Annotated in this window: 21 protein-coding genes and 1 riboswitch; of the genes, 13 read left to right on the top strand and 8 right to left on the bottom strand. The window is 61.9% G+C overall.

The window, feature by feature from the left end; genetic code table 11:
* Positions 1-66: 66 nt before the first annotated feature.
* Positions 67-265: riboswitch (cobalamin riboswitch) on the bottom strand.
* A gap of 126 nt (positions 266-391) precedes the next feature.
* Both cbiE and metF read left to right on the top strand, forming a co-directional pair.
* Entirely contained in the window at positions 392-1,603 is a 1,212-nt protein-coding gene (cbiE, locus tag AC1DWZ_RS12680) for a precorrin-6y C5,15-methyltransferase (decarboxylating) subunit CbiE (protein ID WP_477169255.1), read from the top strand.
* Positions 1,604-1,813: 210 nt separating this feature from the next.
* Entirely contained in the window at positions 1,814-2,686 is an 873-nt protein-coding gene (gene metF / locus AC1DWZ_RS12685; RefSeq protein ID WP_477169256.1) for a methylenetetrahydrofolate reductase [NAD(P)H], read from the top strand.
* Between the two features lie 70 nt (positions 2,687-2,756).
* Here metF and speB read toward each other — a convergent pair whose 3' ends face one another.
* Positions 2,757-3,716 carry an agmatinase gene (gene speB / locus AC1DWZ_RS12690; protein ID WP_477169257.1) on the bottom strand — a complete coding sequence of 320 codons (960 nt, stop codon included), beginning with the start codon at positions 3,714-3,716 and terminating at the stop codon, positions 2,757-2,759.
* A 199-nt stretch (positions 3,717-3,915) separates the two neighbouring features.
* On the opposite strand from speB, the gene AC1DWZ_RS12695 reads away from it, so the two are divergent.
* Complete coding sequence (locus AC1DWZ_RS12695) at positions 3,916-4,263, top strand: hypothetical protein (RefSeq protein ID WP_477169258.1); 348 nt, start codon at positions 3,916-3,918, stop codon at positions 4,261-4,263.
* Positions 4,264-4,395: 132 nt separating this feature from the next.
* Here AC1DWZ_RS12695 and AC1DWZ_RS12700 read toward each other — a convergent pair whose 3' ends face one another.
* From AC1DWZ_RS12700 to AC1DWZ_RS12710, 3 genes are all read right to left on the bottom strand, one after another.
* Entirely contained in the window at positions 4,396-4,692 is a 297-nt protein-coding gene (locus AC1DWZ_RS12700) for a PilZ domain-containing protein (protein WP_477169259.1), read from the bottom strand.
* Between the two features lie 192 nt (positions 4,693-4,884).
* A complete protein-coding gene (locus AC1DWZ_RS12705; RefSeq protein WP_477169260.1) occupies positions 4,885-6,015 on the bottom strand; it encodes an NAD(P)/FAD-dependent oxidoreductase in 1,131 nt (376 codons plus the stop codon).
* Between the two features lie 55 nt (positions 6,016-6,070).
* A complete protein-coding gene (locus AC1DWZ_RS12710; protein WP_477169261.1) occupies positions 6,071-7,462 on the bottom strand; it encodes an MATE family efflux transporter in 1,392 nt (463 codons plus the stop codon).
* Between the two features lie 118 nt (positions 7,463-7,580).
* Here AC1DWZ_RS12710 and AC1DWZ_RS12715 point away from each other — a divergent pair, with 118 nt between their 5' ends.
* The 5 genes from AC1DWZ_RS12715 to glcF all read left to right on the top strand — a co-directional run bounded on the left by AC1DWZ_RS12715 (position 7,581) and on the right by glcF (position 12,880).
* On the top strand, positions 7,581-8,534 hold the full coding sequence (locus tag AC1DWZ_RS12715) for a methyltransferase domain-containing protein (RefSeq protein WP_477169262.1): 954 nt from the start codon (positions 7,581-7,583) through the stop codon (positions 8,532-8,534).
* 120 nt (positions 8,535-8,654) lie between these two features.
* Complete coding sequence (ykgO, locus tag AC1DWZ_RS12720) at positions 8,655-8,780, top strand: type B 50S ribosomal protein L36 (RefSeq protein ID WP_298686299.1); 126 nt, start codon at positions 8,655-8,657, stop codon at positions 8,778-8,780.
* Between the two features lie 140 nt (positions 8,781-8,920).
* Positions 8,921-10,408, top strand: coding sequence for an FAD-linked oxidase C-terminal domain-containing protein (locus tag AC1DWZ_RS12725; RefSeq protein ID WP_477169263.1), 1,488 nt, complete (start codon positions 8,921-8,923; stop codon positions 10,406-10,408).
* A complete protein-coding gene (locus tag AC1DWZ_RS12730) occupies positions 10,408-11,574 on the top strand; it encodes an FAD-binding protein (protein ID WP_477169264.1) in 1,167 nt (388 codons plus the stop codon). The genes AC1DWZ_RS12725 and AC1DWZ_RS12730 overlap by 1 nt, the downstream gene beginning before the upstream one ends.
* A gap of 1 nt (position 11,575) precedes the next feature.
* Entirely contained in the window at positions 11,576-12,880 is a 1,305-nt protein-coding gene (gene glcF / locus AC1DWZ_RS12735; RefSeq protein ID WP_477169265.1) for a glycolate oxidase subunit GlcF, read from the top strand.
* A gap of 33 nt (positions 12,881-12,913) precedes the next feature.
* Here glcF and AC1DWZ_RS12740 read toward each other — a convergent pair whose 3' ends face one another.
* Both AC1DWZ_RS12740 and AC1DWZ_RS12745 read right to left on the bottom strand, forming a co-directional pair.
* Positions 12,914-13,915 carry an NADP-dependent oxidoreductase gene (locus tag AC1DWZ_RS12740; RefSeq protein WP_477169266.1) on the bottom strand — a complete coding sequence of 334 codons (1,002 nt, stop codon included), beginning with the start codon at positions 13,913-13,915 and terminating at the stop codon, positions 12,914-12,916.
* A gap of 35 nt (positions 13,916-13,950) precedes the next feature.
* A complete protein-coding gene (locus AC1DWZ_RS12745) occupies positions 13,951-14,766 on the bottom strand; it encodes an oxidoreductase (RefSeq protein WP_477169267.1) in 816 nt (271 codons plus the stop codon).
* A gap of 89 nt (positions 14,767-14,855) precedes the next feature.
* Here AC1DWZ_RS12745 and AC1DWZ_RS12750 point away from each other — a divergent pair, with 89 nt between their 5' ends.
* Positions 14,856-15,287, top strand: a complete 432-nt coding sequence (locus AC1DWZ_RS12750) for a winged helix-turn-helix transcriptional regulator (RefSeq protein ID WP_477169268.1) — start codon at positions 14,856-14,858, stop codon at positions 15,285-15,287.
* 66 nt (positions 15,288-15,353) lie between these two features.
* On the opposite strand, the gene AC1DWZ_RS12755 is transcribed toward AC1DWZ_RS12750, so the two are convergent.
* Positions 15,354-16,238: a LysR substrate-binding domain-containing protein gene (locus AC1DWZ_RS12755; protein WP_477169269.1), complete on the bottom strand. Its 885-nt coding sequence runs from the start codon at positions 16,236-16,238 to the stop codon at positions 15,354-15,356.
* 130 nt (positions 16,239-16,368) lie between these two features.
* Between AC1DWZ_RS12755 and AC1DWZ_RS12760 the strand changes: the two genes are divergently transcribed.
* From AC1DWZ_RS12760 to ahpF, 4 genes are all read left to right on the top strand, one after another.
* Positions 16,369-17,130, top strand: a complete 762-nt coding sequence (locus AC1DWZ_RS12760; protein WP_477169270.1) for a class II aldolase/adducin family protein — start codon at positions 16,369-16,371, stop codon at positions 17,128-17,130.
* A 93-nt stretch (positions 17,131-17,223) separates the two neighbouring features.
* Entirely contained in the window at positions 17,224-17,937 is a 714-nt protein-coding gene (locus AC1DWZ_RS12765; protein WP_477169271.1) for a haloacid dehalogenase type II, read from the top strand.
* A 179-nt stretch (positions 17,938-18,116) separates the two neighbouring features.
* A complete protein-coding gene (ahpC, locus tag AC1DWZ_RS12770) occupies positions 18,117-18,680 on the top strand; it encodes an alkyl hydroperoxide reductase subunit C (protein ID WP_477169272.1) in 564 nt (187 codons plus the stop codon).
* Between the two features lie 15 nt (positions 18,681-18,695).
* Entirely contained in the window at positions 18,696-20,279 is a 1,584-nt protein-coding gene (gene ahpF / locus AC1DWZ_RS12775; protein ID WP_477169497.1) for an alkyl hydroperoxide reductase subunit F, read from the top strand.
* 214 nt (positions 20,280-20,493) lie between these two features.
* On the opposite strand, the gene AC1DWZ_RS12780 is transcribed toward ahpF, so the two are convergent.
* Positions 20,494-21,579, bottom strand: coding sequence for a M14 family metallopeptidase (locus AC1DWZ_RS12780; protein ID WP_477169273.1), 1,086 nt, complete (start codon positions 21,577-21,579; stop codon positions 20,494-20,496).
* Positions 21,580-21,586: the final 7 nt, after the last annotated feature.

Genomic DNA, 21,586 nt, shown 5'->3' on the forward strand with positions numbered 1-21,586 from the left:
TGGGTGGTGGACCTCATCTGAAGGCCAGCCGCCACGGCATCGGTACGCCCCGACCGATGTATCCAACCGCAACCCGGTTCATCGGCAGGTCTCCTGGCTCGCGGGTCGGTGCCGATCATAGCCTTCCCGGACCTGAGTCCAGTGGCTGTTTCGCGATCGGCTCGCCGCTCACAGTTGCGGGGGCAGCCACGGCTGGGGGCGATATCCTGCTCCCTCCCGCGTTCCCTCTTAGGCCCCGAAGGGCACCGGTGAATGGCCTTCTTCTATAGGAGCGGGCAGGGGAGCGGAAGTGGATTTTCCGCTGTTTGCCTTGGGTGCGACCCCTTGCCGGGCGCTTCACCATGCCGTATTCAAGCGCAAAAGCGGCCCTCATTTCAAAGAGATATGCGACATGGCAGCCTGGCTCACGCTGGTCGGCATCGGCGAAGACGGTATCGATGGGCTGAGCGTTGCGGCGCGTGCTGCCCTGGCCGGGGCCCGGATCGTCTTCGGCGGGGAGCGGCATCTCGCCATGCTGCCTGCTGAGATGATTGCCGAACGCCGCCCCTGGCCGACACCGTTTGAGGGCGCCTTCGCGCAAGTTCTCGCCCTCAAAGGCAGCCCGGTCTGCGTGCTGGCCAGCGGCGATCCGATGCTCTACGGCATGGGGGCCAGCCTCAGCCGCCTGGTGCCCGCGGGTGACATGCATGTGTTCCCGGCACCATCCTCCTTCTCCCTCGCTGCCGCGCGGATGGGCTGGGTGCTGCAAGATGTGGCACTTCTCACCATCCATGGCCGGCCGATCGAGGGCCTTCATCTCCATCTCCATGACGGCGCCCGGCTGCTCATCCTCAGCCATGATGGCGGCTCGCCTGCCGCCATCGCCAAGCTGCTGACCGGCCGCGGCTTCGGCTCGAGCGAAATGACGGCGCTCGAACATATGGGCGGGCCTAAGGAACGCCGCCTCGAGGGCACCGCCGCCAATTGGCCGGCACAGGACATCGCCGCCCTCAATCTCGTGGCCGTCCAGTGTCGCGCAGCGGCTGGCGCAAGGCCGCTCTCGACCCTGGCAGGCCTGCCGGACGACGCCTATCAAAACGACGGCCAGCTCACCAAGCGCGATGTCCGCGCGGTGACTCTGGCGCGTCTTGGCCCCTGTCACGGCGAATTGCTGTGGGACGTTGGCGCCGGCTGCGGCTCGATCGGCATTGAATGGATGCGGACACATCCCACCTGCCGCGCCATCGCGATCGAGGCCGATGCTGGACGTCAGCAGCTCATCCGCGCCAACGCTCTGGCCCTCGGTGTCCCCGGCCTCGCCCTTGTCGCCGGTGCCGCACCCGCGGCACTGGCCGGTCTGGAAACCCCCGACGCCATCTTCATCGGCGGTGGTGTCACGGAACCCAATGTCCTCGATCTCTGCTGGGCGGCGTTGAAGCCCGGCGGGCGGCTGGTGGCCAACGCCGTTACCGTCCAGAGCGAGATGCTGCTGGTCGACTGGCAGGGCAAGGTGGGCGGCGATCTCACCCGGATCAGCATCTCCCACGCCAAGCCGCTCGGTGATTTTGACGCCTGGCGGGCTGCCTTGCCGGTGACCGTTTTCGTCGTCGCCAAATCTAAGTAGCTGAAATAATTATATTAAAATCATATAATGATACACCTGTTTAAATAACATAAAGATATCATTATATCTCGAATCTGTTATGCTGTGTCTCGTGTTGCCCATCAACCCGGAGCCGCCAGCATGAACATGCCGCCATTGAGTATGATCGAGCGCAGCGCCCCTCAGGATCGTTTTGAACAGGTGGCGAGGCTTCGCCAGGAGGCCCGGCAGATGCGTGACCCCGGCGTCACAGTCAGCTTCGAATTCTTCCCGCCCAAGCAGCCGTCGCTGGCCAATGCGTTCTGGGAAGCGGCCGATGATCTGGCTGCCCTCGGCCCCCGTTTCGTCTCGGTCACCTATGGTGCCGGCGGCTCGACGCGCGACCAGACCCGCGCCTTGGTCTCGGAAATGCAGTCGCGCTCCGGCGTGCCGGCGGCAGCCCATCTCACCTGTGTCGGTGCCAGCCGCGACGAGATCGATGCCATCGCCGATTCATACTGGCAGGCCGGCATCAACCGGATCGTGGCGTTGCGTGGCGATCCCCAGGCCGGCATTGCCGCTGGCTACACGCCGGTTGCCAATGGCTATGCCTATGCCGACGATCTGGTGGCGGGCCTCCGCCGCCTGCACCCGTTCGACATCAGTGTAGCCGCCTATCCGGAAGTGCATCCCCAGGCACAAAATGCCGGTGCGGATCTCGATCATCTGAAGCGCAAGATCGACGCGGGGGCCAGCCGCGCCATCACGCAGTTCTTCTTCGACGTCGATTGCTACAAGCGCTTCGTCGAGCGCGCGACGCGGGCTGGCGTCACGGCACCGATCGTGCCCGGCATCCTGCCGATCCGCAGCTGGGCCAAGACCGAGGCGATGGCTACCGCCTGCGGCACGCATATTCCAGAGAGCATCCGGGCCCGACTCACCGCCTCAGCGGAGGAGTCGGACGACCGCAATGCCGTCGCGGTCGAGATCGCCGTCGAACAATGCCGCGCGCTTCTCAAGTTCGGTGTGCGCCATTTCCATTTCTACACGCTCAACCGCGCCGATCTGGTACGCGACATCTGCGCGGAACTGGGGATCGGCGCCGACGTCCATATCGCGCGGTAGAGGGACTTCAGAGCAGGGGCAAACACTTCTCAACCGTCAAGCTCGGGGATGACGCGGGAACGTGCGGGGGTTATGTACGCCCCGCCGCAATCTGCTCGGCCAGCAGGCAGAGAATCTCATACATCAACGTCGCCGCTACCAATGCCGTGTTGCCGGTGGGATCGAAGGGTGGTGCCACTTCGACGACATCGGCGCCGATATAGTTGAGGTGCCGCAGGCCGCGCAGCAGCTTCTGCGCTTCCAGGGTGGTGATGCCGCCGATCTCCGGCGTGCCTGTGCCCGGCGTATAGATCGGGTCCAGCCCGTCGACATCGAAGCTCAAGTAGACCGGTCCGTCGCCCACCACCCGGCGCGCTTCCTGGATCACGGCATCGACGCCGATCTCGGCGAACTCCTCCATATAGACGACGCGCATGCCGCTCTTTTCCGAGAAGTCCCAGCCATCGGCCGTGGTCTGCGCACCGCGAATGCCGATCTGGATCACGCGCTTGGGGTCGAGCAAGCCTTCCTCGGTGGCGTTGCGGAAGGGCGAGCCGTGCGAGAATTTCGATCCCTGGAACATGTCCCAGGTATCGGTATGCGCATCGATATGGATCATGCCGACCGGCCGCTCCTTGGCGAGCGCGCGCAGGATCGGCAGCGAGATCGTGTGATCGCCGCCGGCCGACAGCGGAATGATGTTGTGTGCCTTGATCTTGGCATAGACCGCCTCGATCTCATCGAGCGCCTTGGGGTGCTCCAGCAGATGACGGAACAGCACGTCGCCAAGGTCGGCGACACTCACCAGATCATAGGGGCTGACCCTGGTGACGTGATGATAGGTGCGCATGAGGGAGGATTGGTTGCGGATTTCCCGCGGGCCATGGCGGGCGCCCGCGCGGTTGGTGACGCCACCGTCATAGGGCACGCCGATCAAACCGATATCGACGGCATTCCAATCGCCGACCAGCGGCACGCGCATGAAGGTCGGGATGCCGGTATAGCGCGGCTGCATCATGGCACTGGTATCGGTCTTGCGGCGCTCGGCCATGGTGGCAGTCCCTCATGCTGGCGGTAGCAGATCTAGCTGGCGCGGGGAGCTTACCGGGGACGATCGGCCTTCGCTACGTTAACCTTGCAGTAATGATGCATCGCAGCGGGGGCGATATCATTTGCCGCTGGCCGGGCAGAACCGTATCCTCAGGGCGACCGATTGAACTCGGCGAAAACGGCGAGAAGGGATAGCCATCATGGCGGGCGACGATCCCACGGACCATAGGCGACACCAGCGGTTCCAATTTGGCGGCACGGCGATGCTGGTGTTCGATGATGCGGACCAGCGCCGCACACTTGCCATCACCAACTACCAGAACATCTCGCAGGGCGGCGCCTGCATCATGACGCCGGACGTGAAGGGATTTGCGATGGGCGACCGCATGTATCTGATGCCGGAACGCTATCGCCGCAAGCGGGAAGCCATGGTGGTCAATCTGGGCACCGGCCGCCTGCACCTCGAAATCCCCCGCGCCCAGGCGCTCAGCGAATTCGAAGTCGCGGAAATTCTTGAAGAAATCGACCGGCTGAACAAGGCGGGGTGAGCATTTTATGCTCGATGCTGTCCCTCTCCCTTCAGGGGGAGGTTAGGTGGGGGCATGGGTGATAGCTTGTGGGAGTGGGACTGAACGCAGCCCCCACCCCAACCCTCCCCCTAAAGGGAGAGGGAGTTCATCTCAGCGCACAATGCTCGAAATGATGATCGCGCCCGGGAAGGCCATCGCGATGTGCGAGGGGCTGACGCGCACGACCGTGGCAATCGTGGGGCCAACCTTCGGCAGATCCAGCGAGACTTTGTCGCCCACGGCCACCGGCCCGGACGTTTCGATGAGCGCGCCGTTTTCCGAAATATCAATGAGGCGGCAGGTGACGCGGGCGCCCTTGATCAGGACGTCGGTCGGCAGATTGACGACATAGCGTTGTGCACGACGGCGGTCGGCATGATCGTCAGTTTCTTTTTGCAAATCGCTCATCGTTTGCGTTCCAGCTCCCCGTTCCCCCGATAGAGGGGGTAGCGACATTCCCCCCGGAATGTCTTAAGGCGGGCAATCTGCCATGATAACCCTTAAGCGCCAAGCCTTTCGACCCGTTCCAGGGCAAAATCGCCCCATTTTTAACCAATTAAGCTTATTTTGGAGGCAGCCGGGGCATGCATCCGGGGGCATTCAGGGGCGGCAGCGATCCGGTGCCAGGGCTGATTCCGTCAGACCTTGCGCTGCGAGATCGGCCGGCAATTTTCCATCGGTGACGAATGACCGGGTGATGCGCCCCAGCGCAGCGGCCAGCATGATGCCGTAACCACCTTGCCCCGCGAGCCAGAAGAAGCCATCGGCCCCACGATCGAAGCCGACCACGGGACAATGATCGGCGACGAAATTGCGCAGTCCCGCCCAGCTATGTTCGATGCGCTTCACCGTGACATGCGTGTTGCGCTCCAGCCAGTCGACGATCATCGCCATGTCGAGATCTTCCGGCTGCGCATCGCAAGGTGGGCTCGGCGTGGCATCGCCCAGCGAAGCCATCAGGCGACCGGCATCCAGCTTCACATAGGCTTCCGTGGCGCCGTCATCGACCGCCGGCATGTTGGCCGGCGCAAGGTCGGGGTCGCGTGCGATGATGATGGCGGTGCGGCGCTTGGGCTGCAGGCCGATGGGCGGCAGGCCGGCCATTTGCCCGATCTCGTCGGCCCAGGCTCCTGCGGCATTGATCAGGATCGGTGCCTCGAAGACGGCGCCCGTAGCAGTGGTGACATGCCAGACATTCTTGGTTCGCACGATGGACGTGACGCGATTGTCGGTTACCAGCTTGCCATGGCGTCCCTTCAACAGTTTCAGGAAGCCCTGGTGGATGGCGGTGGCATCCATGTCCATGACATGCGGATCGAGTACTGCGCGCGTGACGATCTCGCGGCGCAGCAGGGGAGCGAGATCGCAGGCTTGTGCCGGCGATATTTCGACCAGCGGCGTGTCCGGGGTCGCTGCCGCGATGCATTCGTCAATTCTCGCTTCATGACCTGCCGGCACAAAGGTCAGGGCCTGGCGCGGTTTCAGCAGCGGTTGGTCGGCAAAGCCCGCAGGTGGATCGCGATAGAATTTGGCGCTGGCGGCAATGATGGTGCGCACGAAGGCCGGGCCGTAATTGGGCGTATAGAGCGCTGCCGAGCGGCCCGAGCTGTGATAGCCGGGACGCTCCTCCATCTCGAGGAGGGTGGTGGTGCCGGAAAGGGCAAGCTCGCTTGCCGCCGCAGCGCCCGAGACACCGGCGCCAATTACCAGGAAATCGCTTCGTTCAGTCATCGCCCCAAATCCTAACGTCCCAAAATCTATCGCCCCAGAAACGACCGCCCCAGATTTACCGCCAGAGCCCCTCGGCCCGCTGGCTCAGCCGATGAAAGCGCCAGCCGAGCCCCAGGGTGGCCACGATCAAGGCGGCGATCAGCGATCCGATCAGTGCCGGCACACCGACACCGTGTTGAAATCCAATTACATAGCCCAGGGGAATCCCCACCACGGCGAAACTGACGACATAGACGATGGTCGGGATCAAGGTGTCGGCAGCGCCGCGCAAGGCGCCCATCAAGACACCTTGCAGGCCATCGACGATGAACAGCAGAGAGGTAAGCGACAGCGCCGTGGTGAGCAAGGGCAAGACCAGCGGATCCTGGCTGTAGGCGCCGGCGATCTTTGGGGCCAGCAGTGCCGTGATGCTGGCTACCAGGCACATCACCGCAAATTCGAGACCGACCGCAACCCAGCCGGCACGCCGCACGTCCTGCGCGCTGCGCCGACCGATGGCGTTGCCGACCCGCACGGACGCCGCGGTGGAAAGGCCCAGTGTCAGCATATAGACGAAGCTGGTGAAGTTGATGGTGGCATACATGGTGGCCAATTCCGTGCTGCCGAGCCAGCCGGCCATGTAGATCATCAGATTGAAGCAGGCGGTTTCGGTGCCGATGGCAAAGGCCAGCGGCAGGCCCAGTGCCAGCAGGCGCTGCAGGACCTGCAGGTCGAAACTGAACCAGGGGATGACATTGTATTTGGCGCGATCATGCATGGTGAGCAAATAGAGGATGATGCTGACCAGCATGCACCAGCGCGTGATCGTGGTGGCCAGTGCCGATCCGGCGGCCCCCATTTCCGGCGCGCCGAGATGCCCCAGCACGAACACCCAGTTGAGCGCCAGGTTGATGACATTGCCGGTAAGGGCGATGACCATGCCGGGCAGGGGTCGGTTGATCCCCTCCAGGAAGAACGAGCAGGCACTGAACATCAGAATGGCCGGCAGCGAGTAACCCAGGATGTTGAGGGCCCTGCCGCCGCCGGTAAAGGTCGACTCCGGCTGCTGGAACAGCCGCAGCAGATCTTCGGCCGGTAAAAGAATAATTGAGAAACTCACACCTATGGAGAAGGCGATCGTCAGGCCGCCGCGCAGCGCCTGGCCGCATTGGCCATGGTTGCCAGAACCTGCCGCCTGGGCGGTGAGGATGATCGTGCCGATCAGAAGACCGACGCCCACCACCATCAACGTCACCTGCGGAATGGCGGCAGCGCCCAGATCGGCTAGTGCGCCAGTGCCCTGAAACCCGCAGAAAATCGCATTAACTGTGAACATGATGACGAGCCCGGCCCGCGCCGCCATGACGGGCAGGGCCAGCGCGATGGTGCGCCGGAGATGATATGCGACCGGCAGTGCCGGGACCGATTCGGACCCGTCGCCGATCGCTGGCCCGCGAAGCGACGTCATGATGGCCGGCAGACCCTGAGCTTGTGAATAAAGCTCCCTGAACTTGCGAATGAAGCTCTTAGAAGCTACAGTTAAGTAGTTGATTTGCCATGAATCGGCAATGGGTAGTTGGGGAAAGATGAAATCCGGAGCCGATGCAAACGTGCCCTGGCGCGTCAAACTGCGCGCATGGTGGGAGGGAGAAGAGGTCTCCATACCTCAAACCCTGGACGCGGCGGGTGGCAGCTCGACCAAGGCCGTACAGGCGCCGCCGGCCATCACCATCCCGCCGCTGTTGCCGTGGGAGACAGAGGCAATCCGTATTCAAGAACAGGTCTGGGGTGCCGGCTATTACAAGCCCGGCGGTGAAGAGCATGTGTTGGGCCTCGCCAAACCCTTTGGCCTCAACCCATCGCTCACGGTCATGGATTTCGGGGCGGGCCTTGGTGGCGGCACGCGCGCCTTGGTGAATGAATTTGGTGTCTGGGTCAGCGGCTTGGAACCGACGGCAGATCTCGCCAAGGCCGGCAAGGAGATGTCGATCAAGGCCGGCCTGGAGAAAAAAGCCGATATCGTCCGCTACAGCCCGGAAGGATTCGAGCCAAAACAGGGCTCTTTTGACTGCATTCTGTCATCGGAAACCCTCTATCTCGTCCTGGATAAGGCCAAGCTCATCAAGACCTTTGAGTGGTGCCTGAAGCCGCGCGGCCAGGTCTCGATCACCGATTTCGTCCGCGGCGACGATATCGAGATGGATGACCAGAAGCTGCAGGGTCTGGGCCTGAAGCCGGAAGACCAGACCTACTTCGCCTCCGGGACCGACTATCTGAAATGGTTCCGCGAGAACAATTTCGACCTCCGGGTCAATGAAGACATCACCGATCGCTACCGCAAGATGATCATGGATGGCTGGCTGGAATTCACCCAGGCTGGCGGCGAAAAGGCGGCCCACGCCAAGGCGTTGCCCGAGGAAGTGGTCAAGGAAGTCCAGCTTTGGAGTCGCCGGGTGGCCGCATTCGATGCCGGCCACCTCAAGGTGATGCGCTATTACGCCATCAAACTGGGTGGTACGAAGTTGATGTCGAACTGGTAGGCGCTATAATTTCGGTTATAAATCAAATGCTTGTGCTCGACTTGCCAATGGTTGACAGGCTCCGCGCTGGTCACTATGTTGCGCCACCATTTCAAGACTCGTTGACCAAGGAACCGGACCATGAAGGTTGTTAACTCGCTGAAGTCGGCCAAGGGGCGGCACAAAGACTGCCGTATCGTACGCCGCAAGGGCCGGGTCTACGTGATCAACAAGACCAATCCGCGCTTCAAGGCGCGCCAGGGTTGATTAACGTCACTCTGGGATTGGGCTGCGCAGGCTAGACATTCGTCCGGTCCAGCGCGTTGATCGAGCTGGATCCGACTATCTGAATTGAAACCGCGTGGGGACTTCCCCGCGCGGTTTCTTTTTGCGCTATAGATTCGGCCATGCTGATGCCGCCGCCCGATTCAGCAGCGCTCAAAGCTGCCCCGCAATTTGTCGCCGCCCTGCGTGACGTGCTGGGTGCGGGCAATGTCATGTCCGATCCCCGCGCCATGCGGCCCTATGAAAGCGATGGCCTCACCGCCTATCGGCAGATTCCGCTGGCGGTGGCCTTGCCGCGCTCGACGGCGGAGGTGTCCGCGGCGCTCAAGATCGCACATCGCTTCGGCATCAAGGTGGTACCGCGCGGATCGGGTACCTCGCTCTCCGGCGGTGCGCTGCCCTTGGCTGACGGCTTGCTGCTGGGTCTTGGCAAGCTCAACAGGATTCTCGACATCGATCTTCCCAACCGTTGCGCCGTCGTGCAGCCGGGTGTCACCAATCTGGCGATCAGCCATGCGGTGGCGGGCGACGGCTTCTATTACGCGCCGGATCCCTCAAGCCAGATCGCCTGTTCGATCGGTGGCAATGTCGCCGAAAATTCCGGCGGCGTGCATTGCCTGAAATACGGCCTCACCACCAACAATCTCTTAGGCCTTGAGATCGTGCTGATGGATGGCGAGATCATCCGATTGGGTGGCAAGCATCTCGACAGCGGTCTTTATGATCTCATGGGTCTCTTCACCGGCTCGGAAGGTTTGCTGGGTGTCATCACCGAAGTGACCGTGCGCCTGCTGCGCCGTCCTGAAAAGGCGCGCGCCTTGCTCGCTGGCTTTGCCACGAGTGAATCTGCCGGTGCCGCTGTTGCCGCGATCATCGGCGCCGGCATCATTCCAGCTGGCATGGAGATGATGGACCGGCCGGCCATTCATGCCGCCGAGGATTTCGTCCATGCCGGCTATCCGATGGATGCCGAAGCGCTGCTCATCGTCGAGCTGGATGGGCCTGAGGTCGAGGTCGACGACCTCATCGCGCGCGTGAGTGCGATTGCGGTCGCCCACGGTGGCAAAGGTCTGCGCATCAGCGAAAGTGAGGCGGAGCGCTTGTTGATCTGGGCCGGGCGCAAGGCGGCGTTTCCGGCGATCGGCCGCATTTCGCCCGACTATTACTGCATGGACGGCACTATTCCGAGGAGCCGCCTGCCGGAAGTCCTGCACCGCATGACGCAGCTCTCGGCGCAGCATGGCCTGCGCGTCGCCAACGTGTTTCACGCGGGCGATGGCAATCTGCACCCGCTCATTCTCTACGACGCCAACAAGCCTGGCGAGTTGCATGCGGCGGAAGCGTTCGGTGCCGACATCCTGCGCCTTTGCGTCGAGGTTGGTGGCGTGCTCACCGGCGAGCATGGTGTCGGTGTCGAGAAGCGCGATCTCATGCCGACCATGTTCAACGAGACCGATCTTGCCCAACAGATGCGCGTCAAATGCGCTTTCGACGATGGCAATCTGCTGAACCCCGGCAAAGTGTTCCCGACCCTGCAGCGCTGCGCCGAAATGGGCGCCATGCATGTGCGTGGTGGGCAATTGCCGCATCCCGATCTGCCGCGGTTCTGATGGAACTTCTGCCGCGGTCGCAACAGGATCTGGTCGATATCGTCCGCGCGGCTGCAGCGGATGATGTGGCGCTTGCTTTGTCTGGCCATGGCACCAAGCAAGGCTGGGGCCGTGCCGTCACATCCGATCGCCCCGTCTCGTTGCGCGGTTTCAACGGCATCATCGACTATGCGCCAGCTGAACTCGTGCTGACCGCCGGCGCCGGTACGCCTTTGTCCAACATCAAGGCAGCACTTGCTGCCGAGGATCAGCATCTTGCTTTCGAGCCGCCGGATCTTGGCCCGCTGTTCGGTGCGCCTGCCGATCAGGCGACGATCGGCGGTGTGCTCGCCACCAATCTTTCCGGCCCGCGCCGACCGTTTGCCGGTGCGGCGCGTGATTTTTTCCTGGGATTTTCAGGGGTCAACGGGCGCGGTGAGATCGTCAAGGCGGGTGGCAAGGTGGTGAAGAATGTCACCGGCTACGACCTTCCGAAACTGATCGCCGGCTCCTTCGGCACGTTGGTTGCGATGACCGAGATCACCATCAAGGTCGTGCCGGCACCTGAGACGAGTTGTTCGGTGATCGTTGAGGATGTTGATGTTCCGACTGCCAGTCAGATGATGGTGGCGGCGCTTGGCAGCACCGCCGATCCATCAGGTGCTGCCTATCTGCCGCATCTCTCGCAGGTGATTTTCCGGTTGGAGGGATCGGCCCCCTCGGTTGCCTATCGCCGCCAAGTGCTCACCGATCTGCTGCGCCGGGATGTGGCTGTGCTGGCGGCGGAGGCCTCTGTGGCACGCTGGGCGGGGGTCCGGGACCTCAGCGATTTGCGGGCTGGATCTGAGGGGCGCGTGGTGTGGCTGCTATCGTTGCCGATGACTGATTTTCCACGCATTTTTTTGCGGCTCTCGCAGCATTTTAACGACCTTGTCTATACAAGTGACTGGGGTGGCGGGCGCCTTTGGCTGGCGCATGGAGTCACAGATATGGAGAGAGCTGTGCGCGCCATTCACAGCTCTTTGAGCCAGGGGGGCCACGCGACTCTGCTGCGCGCGCCCGATGCCTGGCGCCAAGGTGACGGGGTTTTTGCCCCCGACGTCCCCATCGCGCTTCTCCAGAAGGTGCGCGGTGCGTTCGACCCGCAGCGCCTGTTCAACCGCGGCCGCCTGCACCCGGATCTCTGACATGCAAACCAGCTTTTCCCTGGCCCAGCTTGCCGATCCCGACATCGCCGCTGCCGATCGGATTTTGCGAACCTGTGTCCATTGCGGTTTCTGCACGGCGACCTGTCCCACCTATGTCATCGCCGGCGATGAGAATGATAGCCCGCGTGGACGCATCTATCTCATCAAGAACATGCTGGAGAATGACGACCAGGCCGATGCGATCGTCACCCGCCACGTCGATCGCTGCCTCACCTGTCTTTCCTGCATGACGACATGTCCGTCCGGTGTCGATTACATGCATCTGGTCGATCACGCGCGGGTGCGGATCGAAGAGCAGTATCGCAGGCCATTCATGGATCGCCTGCTGCGCAACGTCTTGGCTCTTGTTTTGCCGCGCCCGGCTTTGTTCCGACCGGCGCTGATGGTGGGCAGTTTCGCGCGCTCGTTGGGTGTCCAGCACCTGTTGCGTGGCCGCTTGCGGGCGATGGCCGAGGCGCTGCCATCTTCATTGCCGGCACCTGCCACCACCGACAGGCCAGGTGTCTTCAAGGCGATCGGCCCACGCCGTGGCCGTGTGGCATTGCTCGCCGGTTGTGCGCAGCCGGTGCTGAAGCCCGGCATCAATGCGGCGGCCATCCGCCTGCTCAACCGGCTTGGTATCGAGGTCGTGATCGCCGAAGGTGCCGGCTGCTGTGGGGCCCTCACGCAGCATATGGGGCGTGAGCATGATGCCCGCGAAACCGCACGCCCCACGATGCAGGCCTGGGCGCGAGAGATGGCGGGGGAGGGGCTGGATGCGATCCTCCTCACCACATCCGGCTGCGGGACCGCGATCAAGGATTACGGCCATCTCTTCCGGGGCGACCTGGATGAGAAGATGGCGGAAGCCGTCGCCGCCAAGGCGCTCGATATCAGCGAGTATCTGGTGAAGCTGGGCGGCGTGCCGGCAGGCGGGAATGGCAGCGGCCTCAAGGTCGCCTATCACGCCGCCTGTTCGCTGCAGCATGGCCAGCGGGTGCGCGAGGCGCCGAAAGATCTGCTGCGCGCTGCCGGCTTCGAGGTGGTCGAAGTGCCGGACGGGCATCTCTGCTGCGGGTCGGCCGGTGTTTATAATCTGCTGCAGCCGGAGTTCGCGGGCGATCTCCGCGCCCGCAAGATCGCCAACATCCAGAAGACCGGCGCTACCATCGTCTCCGCCGGCAATATCGGCTGCCTGCAGCAGCTGGAAGGCGGCCTCGACCAACCGATCGTGCACACTGTCGAGCTTCTGGATTGGGCGAGCGGCGGACCGGTGCCGAGTGCTTTGTCGGCCGGGCTTGGCTGAACTGCCTAGGCCCAGGCTCACTCATCCAGCACCTTACTTCACAACAATAACGGCCTTGCCCTTTGCACGACCCGTTTCGACATAGGCCAGTGCCTCGTTGGTCCTCTCGAACGGGAAGATCCGGTCCATCACCGGGCGGATGGCCCCCGCCTCGATCAGGGAGGTGATCTTTCCGAGCTGCCCGCCATTCGCTGTCATGAAGACAAAGGAATAGCCGATCCCCCGGCGTTTCGATTTTCGCCTGATGCTGGCGCTCAGCAGGCGCATGACCTGTTGCAGCAGCCAGCCTGAGCCATTCTGCCGCGCAAAGTCCGGATCGGGCGGGCCGGAGATCGAGATCAGCTTCCCGCCCGGCTTCAGCACATCCAGGGATTTCTCCAGCGTGTCCTTGCCCAGGCTGTTGAGGATAACGTCATAGCCCTGCAGCACTTTCTCGAAATCATCCTTCTTGTAGTCGACCACGACATCTGCGCCGAGGCTTTGCACAAGAGCAACATTTGCTGTGCTCGTGGTCGTCGCCACATATGCCCCGAGATGCTTGGCAAGCTGGATCGCGATCGTACCCACGCCGCCCGAGCCGGCATGGATCAGAATCTTCTGCCCCTTCTGCAAATTGGCGCGCTCGACAAGCACCTGCCATGCGGTGAGGGCGACAAGCGGCACGGAGGCGGCCTCTTCCATGGTGAGATTGTTCGGCTTCAGTGCGACATCGGCCTCGTTCATGGCGATATACTGCGCAAATGTCCCGATGCGATCCTGGGCCGGACGTGCATAGACCTCGTCACCGGGCTTGAATCGCCGGACGTTGGCCCCGACCCGGACCACGACGCCCGCGACATCGTTGCCGAGCACCAGCGGAAGGCGGTAGGGCAGGATGAGCTTGAACTCTCCGTTCCTGATCTTGGCATCCAGGAGGTTCACGCCGGCCGCATGAATCTCGACCATGACGTCGTTGGCATGCAACGCCGGTTCCGGACTTTCGCCGAGCCGCAGGGCGCCGCCTTTCTTATAGCGGTCGAGCAGGAATGATTTCATCAGAGTAGCTTTCGTTTCCGGGAGGCGATAAATGCTCAATCGGCAAGTCCGTTGAATTTCCGAAGGCTCTTGTCGACGAAGGATTCGGGCAGGAAGCGGCGGATGAAGCGGACCTGTCCCGCAATTTTTCCGACGGTGTAGCGGCGTCTGGGCGATGCGGCATTGGCGGCCTTTACCACGGCCTCGGCGACCAGTTCGGGTGCGTCGCCCTTCGCGATAACCTCGCGCATCAGCTTCTCCGCATTGGCGCGTGCTGTGTCGTAGATGGCAAGCGGCCGGTCCGCGCGCGTGAGGTTCTCCTCGAAGGACGTGCTGGTGCCACCGGGTTCGACCAGCACGATGCGGATACCCAGTGTGCGCACTTCGTGGTCGAGAGATTCCGAATAGCCTTCGATGGCGTGCTTGGTCGAGGCGTAGAACGCGTTATAGGGTGCTGGGATCAGCCCGAGGATGGAACCGAGGTTGACGATCCGGCCTCGATTCTGCCGCCGCATCACCGGCAGCACCGCATTCGTCATGCGGATGACGCCGAACACGTTCACGTCGAAGATGGCTTTGGCCTGTGCGGTCGTCGATTCCTCGGCGCCACCCAGCAATCCGATCCCGGCATTGTTGACGAGGAGATCGATCCGCCCGGCGCGGCTTAGAACCTCATCGACGACGCTCTGCACCGATGCGTCATCGGTTACATCGCAGATCAGCATCGCAATCCCGTCGGCGGTATCAGGCATTGGCTTTCGGCTGGTGCTGAAGACTCGGTAGCCATCGCGCCGCAGTGCTTGTGCCGTCACCAGCCCAATGCCTGAGGATGCGCCCGTGACCAGGGCGATGCCGCGTTCTGTCTTGCTCATCGACTTTCGCTTTCATTTTGTCATGGAACATTGATGAACGATGAGTTAGTATTAAATCAGTAGTAAGTCAATACTGAAAAGATAGTGACATGAAGAATCTGTCGAACCAGCCCTGTCTGATCGCCCGGAGCTTGGCCCTTGTGGGGGATGCCTGGAGCATGCTGATCATGCGGGACGCCCATGTGGGCCTCACCCGCTTCGATGATTTCCGCAAGAGCCTGGGGATAGCGCCGACGATGCTGACGGGGCGACTTGCAGCCCTGACGGACGAAGGATTGCTGGAGAAACGCCGCTATTCCGAGCGTCCGCCACGGGACGAGTATGTGTTGACGGAAGCTGGCCGCGACTTTCTGCCGGTGCTGTTTGCAATCGGCGCGTGGGGCGCCAAGCATCGCGGCGGTGGCAAGGTGACCCGGTTCTTCGACGCCGAGACCGGAACGGAGATCGATCCCGTCACCATCGACCGCGCGACCGGTGCGCCAGTTGGAACACGTCCCATTCGCATCGTAGCCCCCGAATGAGTCGGCTCACGGCACACTAGACGAAACGTATTGGAGGCTCGGCGCCCAATCTGACTATCCGGAAAGTCAGGAATGCGCGGCGCATTCTCGGAGATGTGACACCAATAACGCAGTAGCTGGCTTCACCCGCGCACGCGCCTGGCTGACCAAATAGTAAGCGCCGTCGGGGAAAATGGGCTGGTCGCGAAACACGACCAGGCGCCCTTCCTTGACGAGATCGCCTGTATTCGAAATCCACCCCAGCATCACGCCCATTCCCGCAATAGCCGCCTGGGTGGCCTGCACGTAGTTGCTGAAGGTCCGGTTGCCTTGCCGATTCCCCGGCTGCTCAACCGCCTTGAAATAGTCGTCCCAGCCTGGTCCGTCGTCGTCGGCTTCGACATGCAGCAAGGTTGCTTTTCCCAGGTCACCAGAGCCGAGACGCGCAACAGCCTGCGGACTACAAACGGGAACCAGGCGTTCGCTGAAAAGAAGTTCGCTCTTCCCATCGGCCCATTTGCCGGAGCCATAGCGGATGACCAGGTCCGTGTCGCCCGCAAATGCCGGAATCCCGGAAGATGTTACGACCCGAACCGTTACCTCGGGATGCTGGCTGTAGAAAGCGGCCAGCCGTGGCATCAGCCAGTAAGTGCCTGTGCAGATGGTGCAGGCCACCGTCACCACATTCTGATCCTCTCTTTCCATCGCCTTGATCTGGTCTACGGCCCGTCCGATCTGGTCTATCCCGTTCGACACCGCCAGGAACAGAATTTGTCCGGCTTCCGTCAAAGCGGCAGGCCGGATGCGGCGATCCAGCAGCTTTGCGCCGAGATGATCTTCCAGGCCCCTCAATGCCTGGCTGACGGCAGGTTGCGTGACATTCAACTCGGCCGCGGCGTTCTGGACTCCGCCTGTGCGAAGAACCGCTTCAAAGGTCGTGAGAAGACGGAGCGGCGGAAGTTCGTAGCGCATCAATATAATTCCAAAGTTATGTACGGTTAGATTTTATAGCCTTCTAAATATATGAGATATCATCGTATTTTTCAAATGAGACATCAAATCATGTAATCGCAACATAAGACAGTTGCAATCGCGAGGAAAAATGAACGCGCCTGTTTTCAATGCGGAACTGAGCGCCGAAGGCATACGCGCTCTTCGGGTCGATCTGGCGGCGGCGTTTCGTCTGACAGCACAGTTCGATTGGCACGAATCTGTCGGCAACCATTTCAGCGCCGCCGTTTCTTCGAACGGGAAGCGCTTTCTCATGAATCCGCGCTGGCGCCACTTTGCGGAAATGCGGGCCAGCGACCTCATGCTCCTCGATGCCGAAGACAAGGACGTGATGACACGGCCGGACGCCCCCGACCCGTCGGCCTGGACGATCCACGGCGCCGTGCATCGCCAACGTCCCGAAATCCGCGTGATGCTGCATTGCCATCCGCCTTATGCCACGGCACTCGCTGGCCTGAAGAACCCGGATATGAAACCGATTGACCAGAACACGGCGCGTTTCTTCAGGAAACTCGGCGTGGAACTCGGTTTCGAGGGGATTGCCGACGATGCAGCCGAGGGACAGCGGCTTGCCGCGGCCTTCGGCGATAAGAGCGTCGTCATCATGGGAAATCACGGCGTTACCGTTACCGGCCGCACTGTCGCCGAGGCGTTCGAGGATTTGTATTTCGTGGAACGGGCCGCCAAGATTCTCGTCCTGGCCTATGCGACGGGGCAACCGCTCAATGTCATGTCCGACGAGCTGGCGCAAAAAACAGCGGATGGCTGGTTGCCCTACAACGACCAGGCTTTCGCGCATTTCGACTATCTGAAGCGGCAACTCGACAAGAGCGACGCGTCTTACCACGACTGACGGTAAACCGGATGAAATGTGGCCAGATGAAACGCGGCCAGATGAAGCGCGGCCAGATGAAACGCGGCCAGATGAAACGCGGGGAGAGTTGAAATGGCGGAAATTGAGGTCTTATTTTTCGACGTTCTGGGAACAGTCGTCGATTGGCGCGGCAGCATCACGACGGAGGCGGCTTCCTTTCTGAAGCGCCACGGCGCTGCGCATGTCGAGGCCCGTGCTTTTGCCGATGCCTGGGTCGGGCGTTACGATGAATCGGTCGACGTCATTCGCAGTGGTAAGCGATCCTTTGTCCCGCTTGATGTGCTCAACATGGAGAATCTGGAGGCCTGCCTGAAAGAGTTCGGGCTGATGCCGTTGGCTTCAGAGCGTGCGGAACTGGAAGAACTGAACCTGGCCTGGCACTGGCTGAAGCCGTGGCCGGATTCGGTGGCGGCCATTGCCAGATTGAAGGAGCGCTTCATCGTCGCACCGCTGTCCGATGGGAACACGCGGCTTCTGGTGAACATGGCAAAAAACGCCAACCTGCCTTGGGACACGGTCCTTGGCGCTGATGTTTCCCGCGCCTATAAACCGATGCCGCAGGTATATCTTCATGCCTGCAAGCTGCTGGGCGTTGCCCCGGACCGGGCAATGCTGATCGCTGCCCATGATTACGATCTGGAAGCCGCGCGCGGATGTGGGCTGAAGACGGCATATGTCACGCGCGCGCATGCCCAAGGCCCTTCGAAACCCGCCCATGCCAAGCCGCAGGGTGGTTGGGATTACATGGCAAACGACCTGATCGAGCTGGCGGAGGTCCTCACCTAGATTGTGCGAGAGCGTTCCGGCGCCCGTTGGCAAAAAGCCGCGTTTTCTGGCCGACGTTCGTGAGACACATTAATCGACTTAGTCGATCATAATCACAAGATTAATCAATTTTATCACTTGAGAATGATTCTCTATAACGCTCCTGTGCATTGCGCGCAAACAATCACTGGAGAGCAACTATGTCTTTGATCAACACGACCATTAAGCCGTTCAAGGCCGAAGCCTATAAGGGCGGCAAATTCATCACCGTCACGGAAGCCGATACCAAGGACATGTGGTCGGTCTTCTTCTTCTATCCGGCCGACTTCACCTTCGTCTGCCCGACCGAGCTTGAAGATCTCGCTGAGCATTACGGCGAGTTCCTGAAGCTGGGCGTCGAGATCTACTCCGTCTCAACCGACACGCATTTCGCCCACAAGGCGTGGCATGACACGTCGGCTGCCATCAAGAAGATCCAGTACACGATGCTGGGTGACCCGACGCTCCGCCTCAGCCGCAATTTCGAGGTGCTGATCGAGGAAGCCGGTCTTGCCGATCGCGGTACCTTCGTCGTCGACCCCAATGGCGTGATCCAGATCGTCGAGATCACTGCCGGCGGCATCGGCCGCGACGCCAAGGAACTGCTGCGTAAGATCAAAGCCGCGCAGTATGTCGCTGCACATCCGGGTGAAGTCTGCCCGGCGGCCTGGAAGGAAGGCGCCAAGACCCTGGCGCCGTCGCTCGACCTGGTCGGCAAGATCTAAGCTACACGTCTCGCTATCGCGGGGTCCGGACCAGAGTGCCAACTCTGGTCCTATCTCGAACGCATCACACAGCCCATCGAGCTGGTGGCATCGCTTGACGACAGCGACGGCGCCCGGGAAATGCAGGAGCTGCTCGAGGAAATCGCAGCGCTCTCCGGCCAGATCACCCTGGTGCGGCACGATGCCGACGATGTGCGCAAGCCGTCATTCGCCATCCAGCGCGCCGGGACGGCCGTGGGCGTGCGTTTTGCCGGCCTGCCCATGGGCCATGAATTCACCTCGCTCGTGCTGGCTCTGCTGCAGGTGGGCGGGCATCCCTCGAAGACGGCGCAGGATGTGATCGAGCAGATCCAGGCGCTCGACGGCGACTATCATTTCGAAACCTATTTCTCGCAATCCTGCCAGAACTGCCCGGACGTGGTGCAGGCGCTCAATCTGATGAGCGTGCTCAACCCGCGCATCAAACACGTCTCGGTCGACGGCGCGCTGTTCCAGGCGGAGGTCGATGCACGCCAGGTCATGGCTGTGCCGACCGTGTTCCTCAATGGCGCAAGTTTTGGCCAGGGCCGCATGAGCCTGGAGCAGATCGTCGCCAAGCTCGATAGCGGTGCCGAAGCACGTGCTGCCGAGAAGCTGAAGCATAAGACGCCGTTCGACGTGCTGGTGGTGGGCGGTGGCCCGGCCGGTGCGGCAGCCGCGATCTATGCAGCGCGGAAAGGTATCCGCACCGGTGTCGTCGCCGAGCGTTTCGGTGGCCAGGTGCTGGATACGATGGCGATCGAGAATTTCATCTCGGTCTCGCATACCGAAGGACCCAAGCTTGCTGTCGCACTGGAAGAGCATGTGAAGGCCTATGAGGTCGACATCATGAATTTGCAGCGCGCCGAGAAGCTGGTGCCGGCCAAGGTGCCAGGCGGTCTTTCCGAGGTGCATCTGGCAAGCGGTGCCATCCTGAAGGCGCGCAGTGTCATCCTGGCCACCGGCGCCCGCTGGCGGCAGATGAACGTGCCAGGCGAAGCTGAATACCGCAACAAGGGCGTTGCCTATTGCCCGCATTGCGACGGTCCGCTGTTCAAGGGCAAGCGGGTTGCGGTGATCGGCGGTGGCAATTCCGGTGTCGAGGCCGCGATCGATCTGGCCGGCATCGTCGCCCATGTGACGCTGGTCGAGTTCGACGGGCAATTGCGCGCCGACGCGGTGTTGCAACGCAAGCTCCACAGCCTGCCCAATGTGAAGGTCATCACCTCGGCGCTCACCACCGAAGTGCATGGCGATGGCGCCAAGGTCAACGGGCTTACCTACAAGGACCGCAACAGCGACGTGCTGCACCGTGTGGAGCTCGAAGGCATCTTCGTGCAGATCGGCCTGGTGCCCAATACGGAATGGCTGAAGGACAGCGTCGCGCTGACGCCCCGCGGCGAGATCGAGATCGATCATCGCGGCGCCACCTCGCAGCCCGGCATCTTCGCTGCCGGTGATGCGACGACGGCGCCTTACAAGCAGATCGTCATTGCGATGGGTGATGGGTCGAAGGCGTCCTTGTCCGCATTCGACTATCTCATCCGGCTCGCGCCGGAAGTCGAAGAGCAGGCCGCGTAACAGTCAGCATCATTTCTTCCCTAAGAACACCGCCGGATTCCCCGATCCGGCGGTGTTTTACTGTCAGCGCGGGAGCCGGCGCCCCTCACCCCAACCCCTCTCCTAGGAGGGGCGAGGGGCTTCAGGCCCAGTTCGCTGAAATCTCCCTCGCCCCGCTTGCGGGGAGAGGGTCGGGGTGAGGGGTGGTGCCGTTTCCATAGCGATATAGGTGATATCAGCTCTGCAATAGCCCCTTCATGGCGCGGCCCAGAACATCGACGGCGCGCTCGAAGACCATGTCCTTCCATTTCTTCTCGTCGGGATAGAAGGTGTCGCGGATCTGGCCTTTGATCTTGCGGCCCTGATCGCTGTCGAGCTTGCCATGGACGTGGAGCCAATTGTCGGCGCGCACGGCGTCGATCATGTCGGGGACCGGAACCGTGCCGTATTCGAGCGTGATGCCGGTGATCATGGTCGTCGGCAAAGCCGCGGCCACGCCGAGGCTGGTGTCGCCGGTCACTGCCGTCGAGGTCGATGAGCCGTCGTCGAGCATGGTCGCTTCCGGTCCGAACCAGTCGCGCACGCGGGCGGCACCCGGGGTCCCGGCGAAGTCGTTGGACATGATTTCACCGACACCATAGGGGCCAAGACCGGTGTGGAGATCGATGAAGGCCGCCTGCTTGGCTGTCGCCGCATAGGGTGCCAGCGCCGCGGCCAGGGTGTGCCGCGACCAGGCGGGGCCGGTGCCGCCGTAGAAGACGCCGTCCTTGTCCCAATATTGGCCGTTCATGATCGCGGCCTGCAGGTCCATGGCGCTGGTGCGCTGCTTGTAGGCATCGAAGGCCTGCTTCACATGAGCCTCGGACGCTGCCGACCAGTCGGCTGGGCAGATGACATCGCGCAATGCGCGATAGCCGTCATTCTGCGGCAGCGGCCTTGCGTGATCGACGAAGTTGCGGTTGAGATCGATATTGTCCTCGTTGACCCGGCGGATCCAGGCGAAGCCATAGGGATTGATGGCGTGGACGAGGAGGACGGCCGTATCGGCCGGCAGTTTCGCCACCAGCTTTTCTGTGAGCCAGCCGGTCTGGATCGCGGAACCGCAGAAGCCCTCGGCGCCGTGGGTCGAGGACATCGCCAGCAATACACGCTCGGCATTCTGCGGGCCGATGCGCGCTACATCGGTTGCAAGCTCGCCGCCATCTGGCCCGGTTTTCGGATTGAGGAATGTCTGGATATCCGCGCCGGCCGTTGCCGCTGCAGCACGGAATTTGCCGCGCGCCTGGGCATAGTCGGCCGAGAAATGAGCTTCAAATGTCATGATTATC

Source organism: Dongia sp. P2_B8, from assembly GCF_056404715.1.

Bases quoted from the DNA above. Each gene is read 5' to 3' on its own strand.
- AC1DWZ_RS12755 (WP_477169269.1), bottom strand. From the start codon at position 16,238: ATGCGCTACGAACTTCCGCCGCTCCGTCTTCTCACGACCTTTGAAGCG.
- ahpC (WP_477169272.1), top strand. From the start codon at position 18,117: ATGTCTTTGATCAACACGACCATTAAGCCGTTCAAGGCCGAAGCCTAT.
- AC1DWZ_RS12765 (WP_477169271.1), top strand. From the start codon at position 17,224: ATGGCGGAAATTGAGGTCTTATTTTTCGACGTTCTGGGAACAGTCGTC.
- metF (WP_477169256.1), top strand. From the start codon at position 1,814: ATGCGTGACCCCGGCGTCACAGTCAGCTTCGAATTCTTCCCGCCCAAG.
- AC1DWZ_RS12740 (WP_477169266.1), bottom strand. From the start codon at position 13,915: ATGAAATCATTCCTGCTCGACCGCTATAAGAAAGGCGGCGCCCTGCGG.
- AC1DWZ_RS12705 (WP_477169260.1), bottom strand. From the start codon at position 6,015: ATGACTGAACGAAGCGATTTCCTGGTAATTGGCGCCGGTGTCTCGGGC.
- AC1DWZ_RS12725 (WP_477169263.1), top strand. From the start codon at position 8,921: ATGCTGATGCCGCCGCCCGATTCAGCAGCGCTCAAAGCTGCCCCGCAA.
- AC1DWZ_RS12715 (WP_477169262.1), top strand. From the start codon at position 7,581: ATGAAATCCGGAGCCGATGCAAACGTGCCCTGGCGCGTCAAACTGCGC.
- AC1DWZ_RS12710 (WP_477169261.1), bottom strand. From the start codon at position 7,462: ATGACGTCGCTTCGCGGGCCAGCGATCGGCGACGGGTCCGAATCGGTC.
- ykgO (WP_298686299.1), top strand. From the start codon at position 8,655: ATGAAGGTTGTTAACTCGCTGAAGTCGGCCAAGGGGCGGCACAAAGAC.
- speB (WP_477169257.1), bottom strand. From the start codon at position 3,716: ATGGCCGAGCGCCGCAAGACCGATACCAGTGCCATGATGCAGCCGCGC.
- AC1DWZ_RS12780 (WP_477169273.1), bottom strand. From the start codon at position 21,579: ATGACATTTGAAGCTCATTTCTCGGCCGACTATGCCCAGGCGCGCGGC.
- AC1DWZ_RS12760 (WP_477169270.1), top strand. From the start codon at position 16,369: ATGAACGCGCCTGTTTTCAATGCGGAACTGAGCGCCGAAGGCATACGC.
- AC1DWZ_RS12745 (WP_477169267.1), bottom strand. From the start codon at position 14,766: ATGAGCAAGACAGAACGCGGCATCGCCCTGGTCACGGGCGCATCCTCA.
- cbiE (WP_477169255.1), top strand. From the start codon at position 392: ATGGCAGCCTGGCTCACGCTGGTCGGCATCGGCGAAGACGGTATCGAT.
- AC1DWZ_RS12750 (WP_477169268.1), top strand. From the start codon at position 14,856: ATGAAGAATCTGTCGAACCAGCCCTGTCTGATCGCCCGGAGCTTGGCC.
- glcF (WP_477169265.1), top strand. From the start codon at position 11,576: ATGCAAACCAGCTTTTCCCTGGCCCAGCTTGCCGATCCCGACATCGCC.
- AC1DWZ_RS12730 (WP_477169264.1), top strand. From the start codon at position 10,408: ATGGAACTTCTGCCGCGGTCGCAACAGGATCTGGTCGATATCGTCCGC.
- AC1DWZ_RS12695 (WP_477169258.1), top strand. From the start codon at position 3,916: ATGGCGGGCGACGATCCCACGGACCATAGGCGACACCAGCGGTTCCAA.
- AC1DWZ_RS12700 (WP_477169259.1), bottom strand. From the start codon at position 4,692: ATGAGCGATTTGCAAAAAGAAACTGACGATCATGCCGACCGCCGTCGT.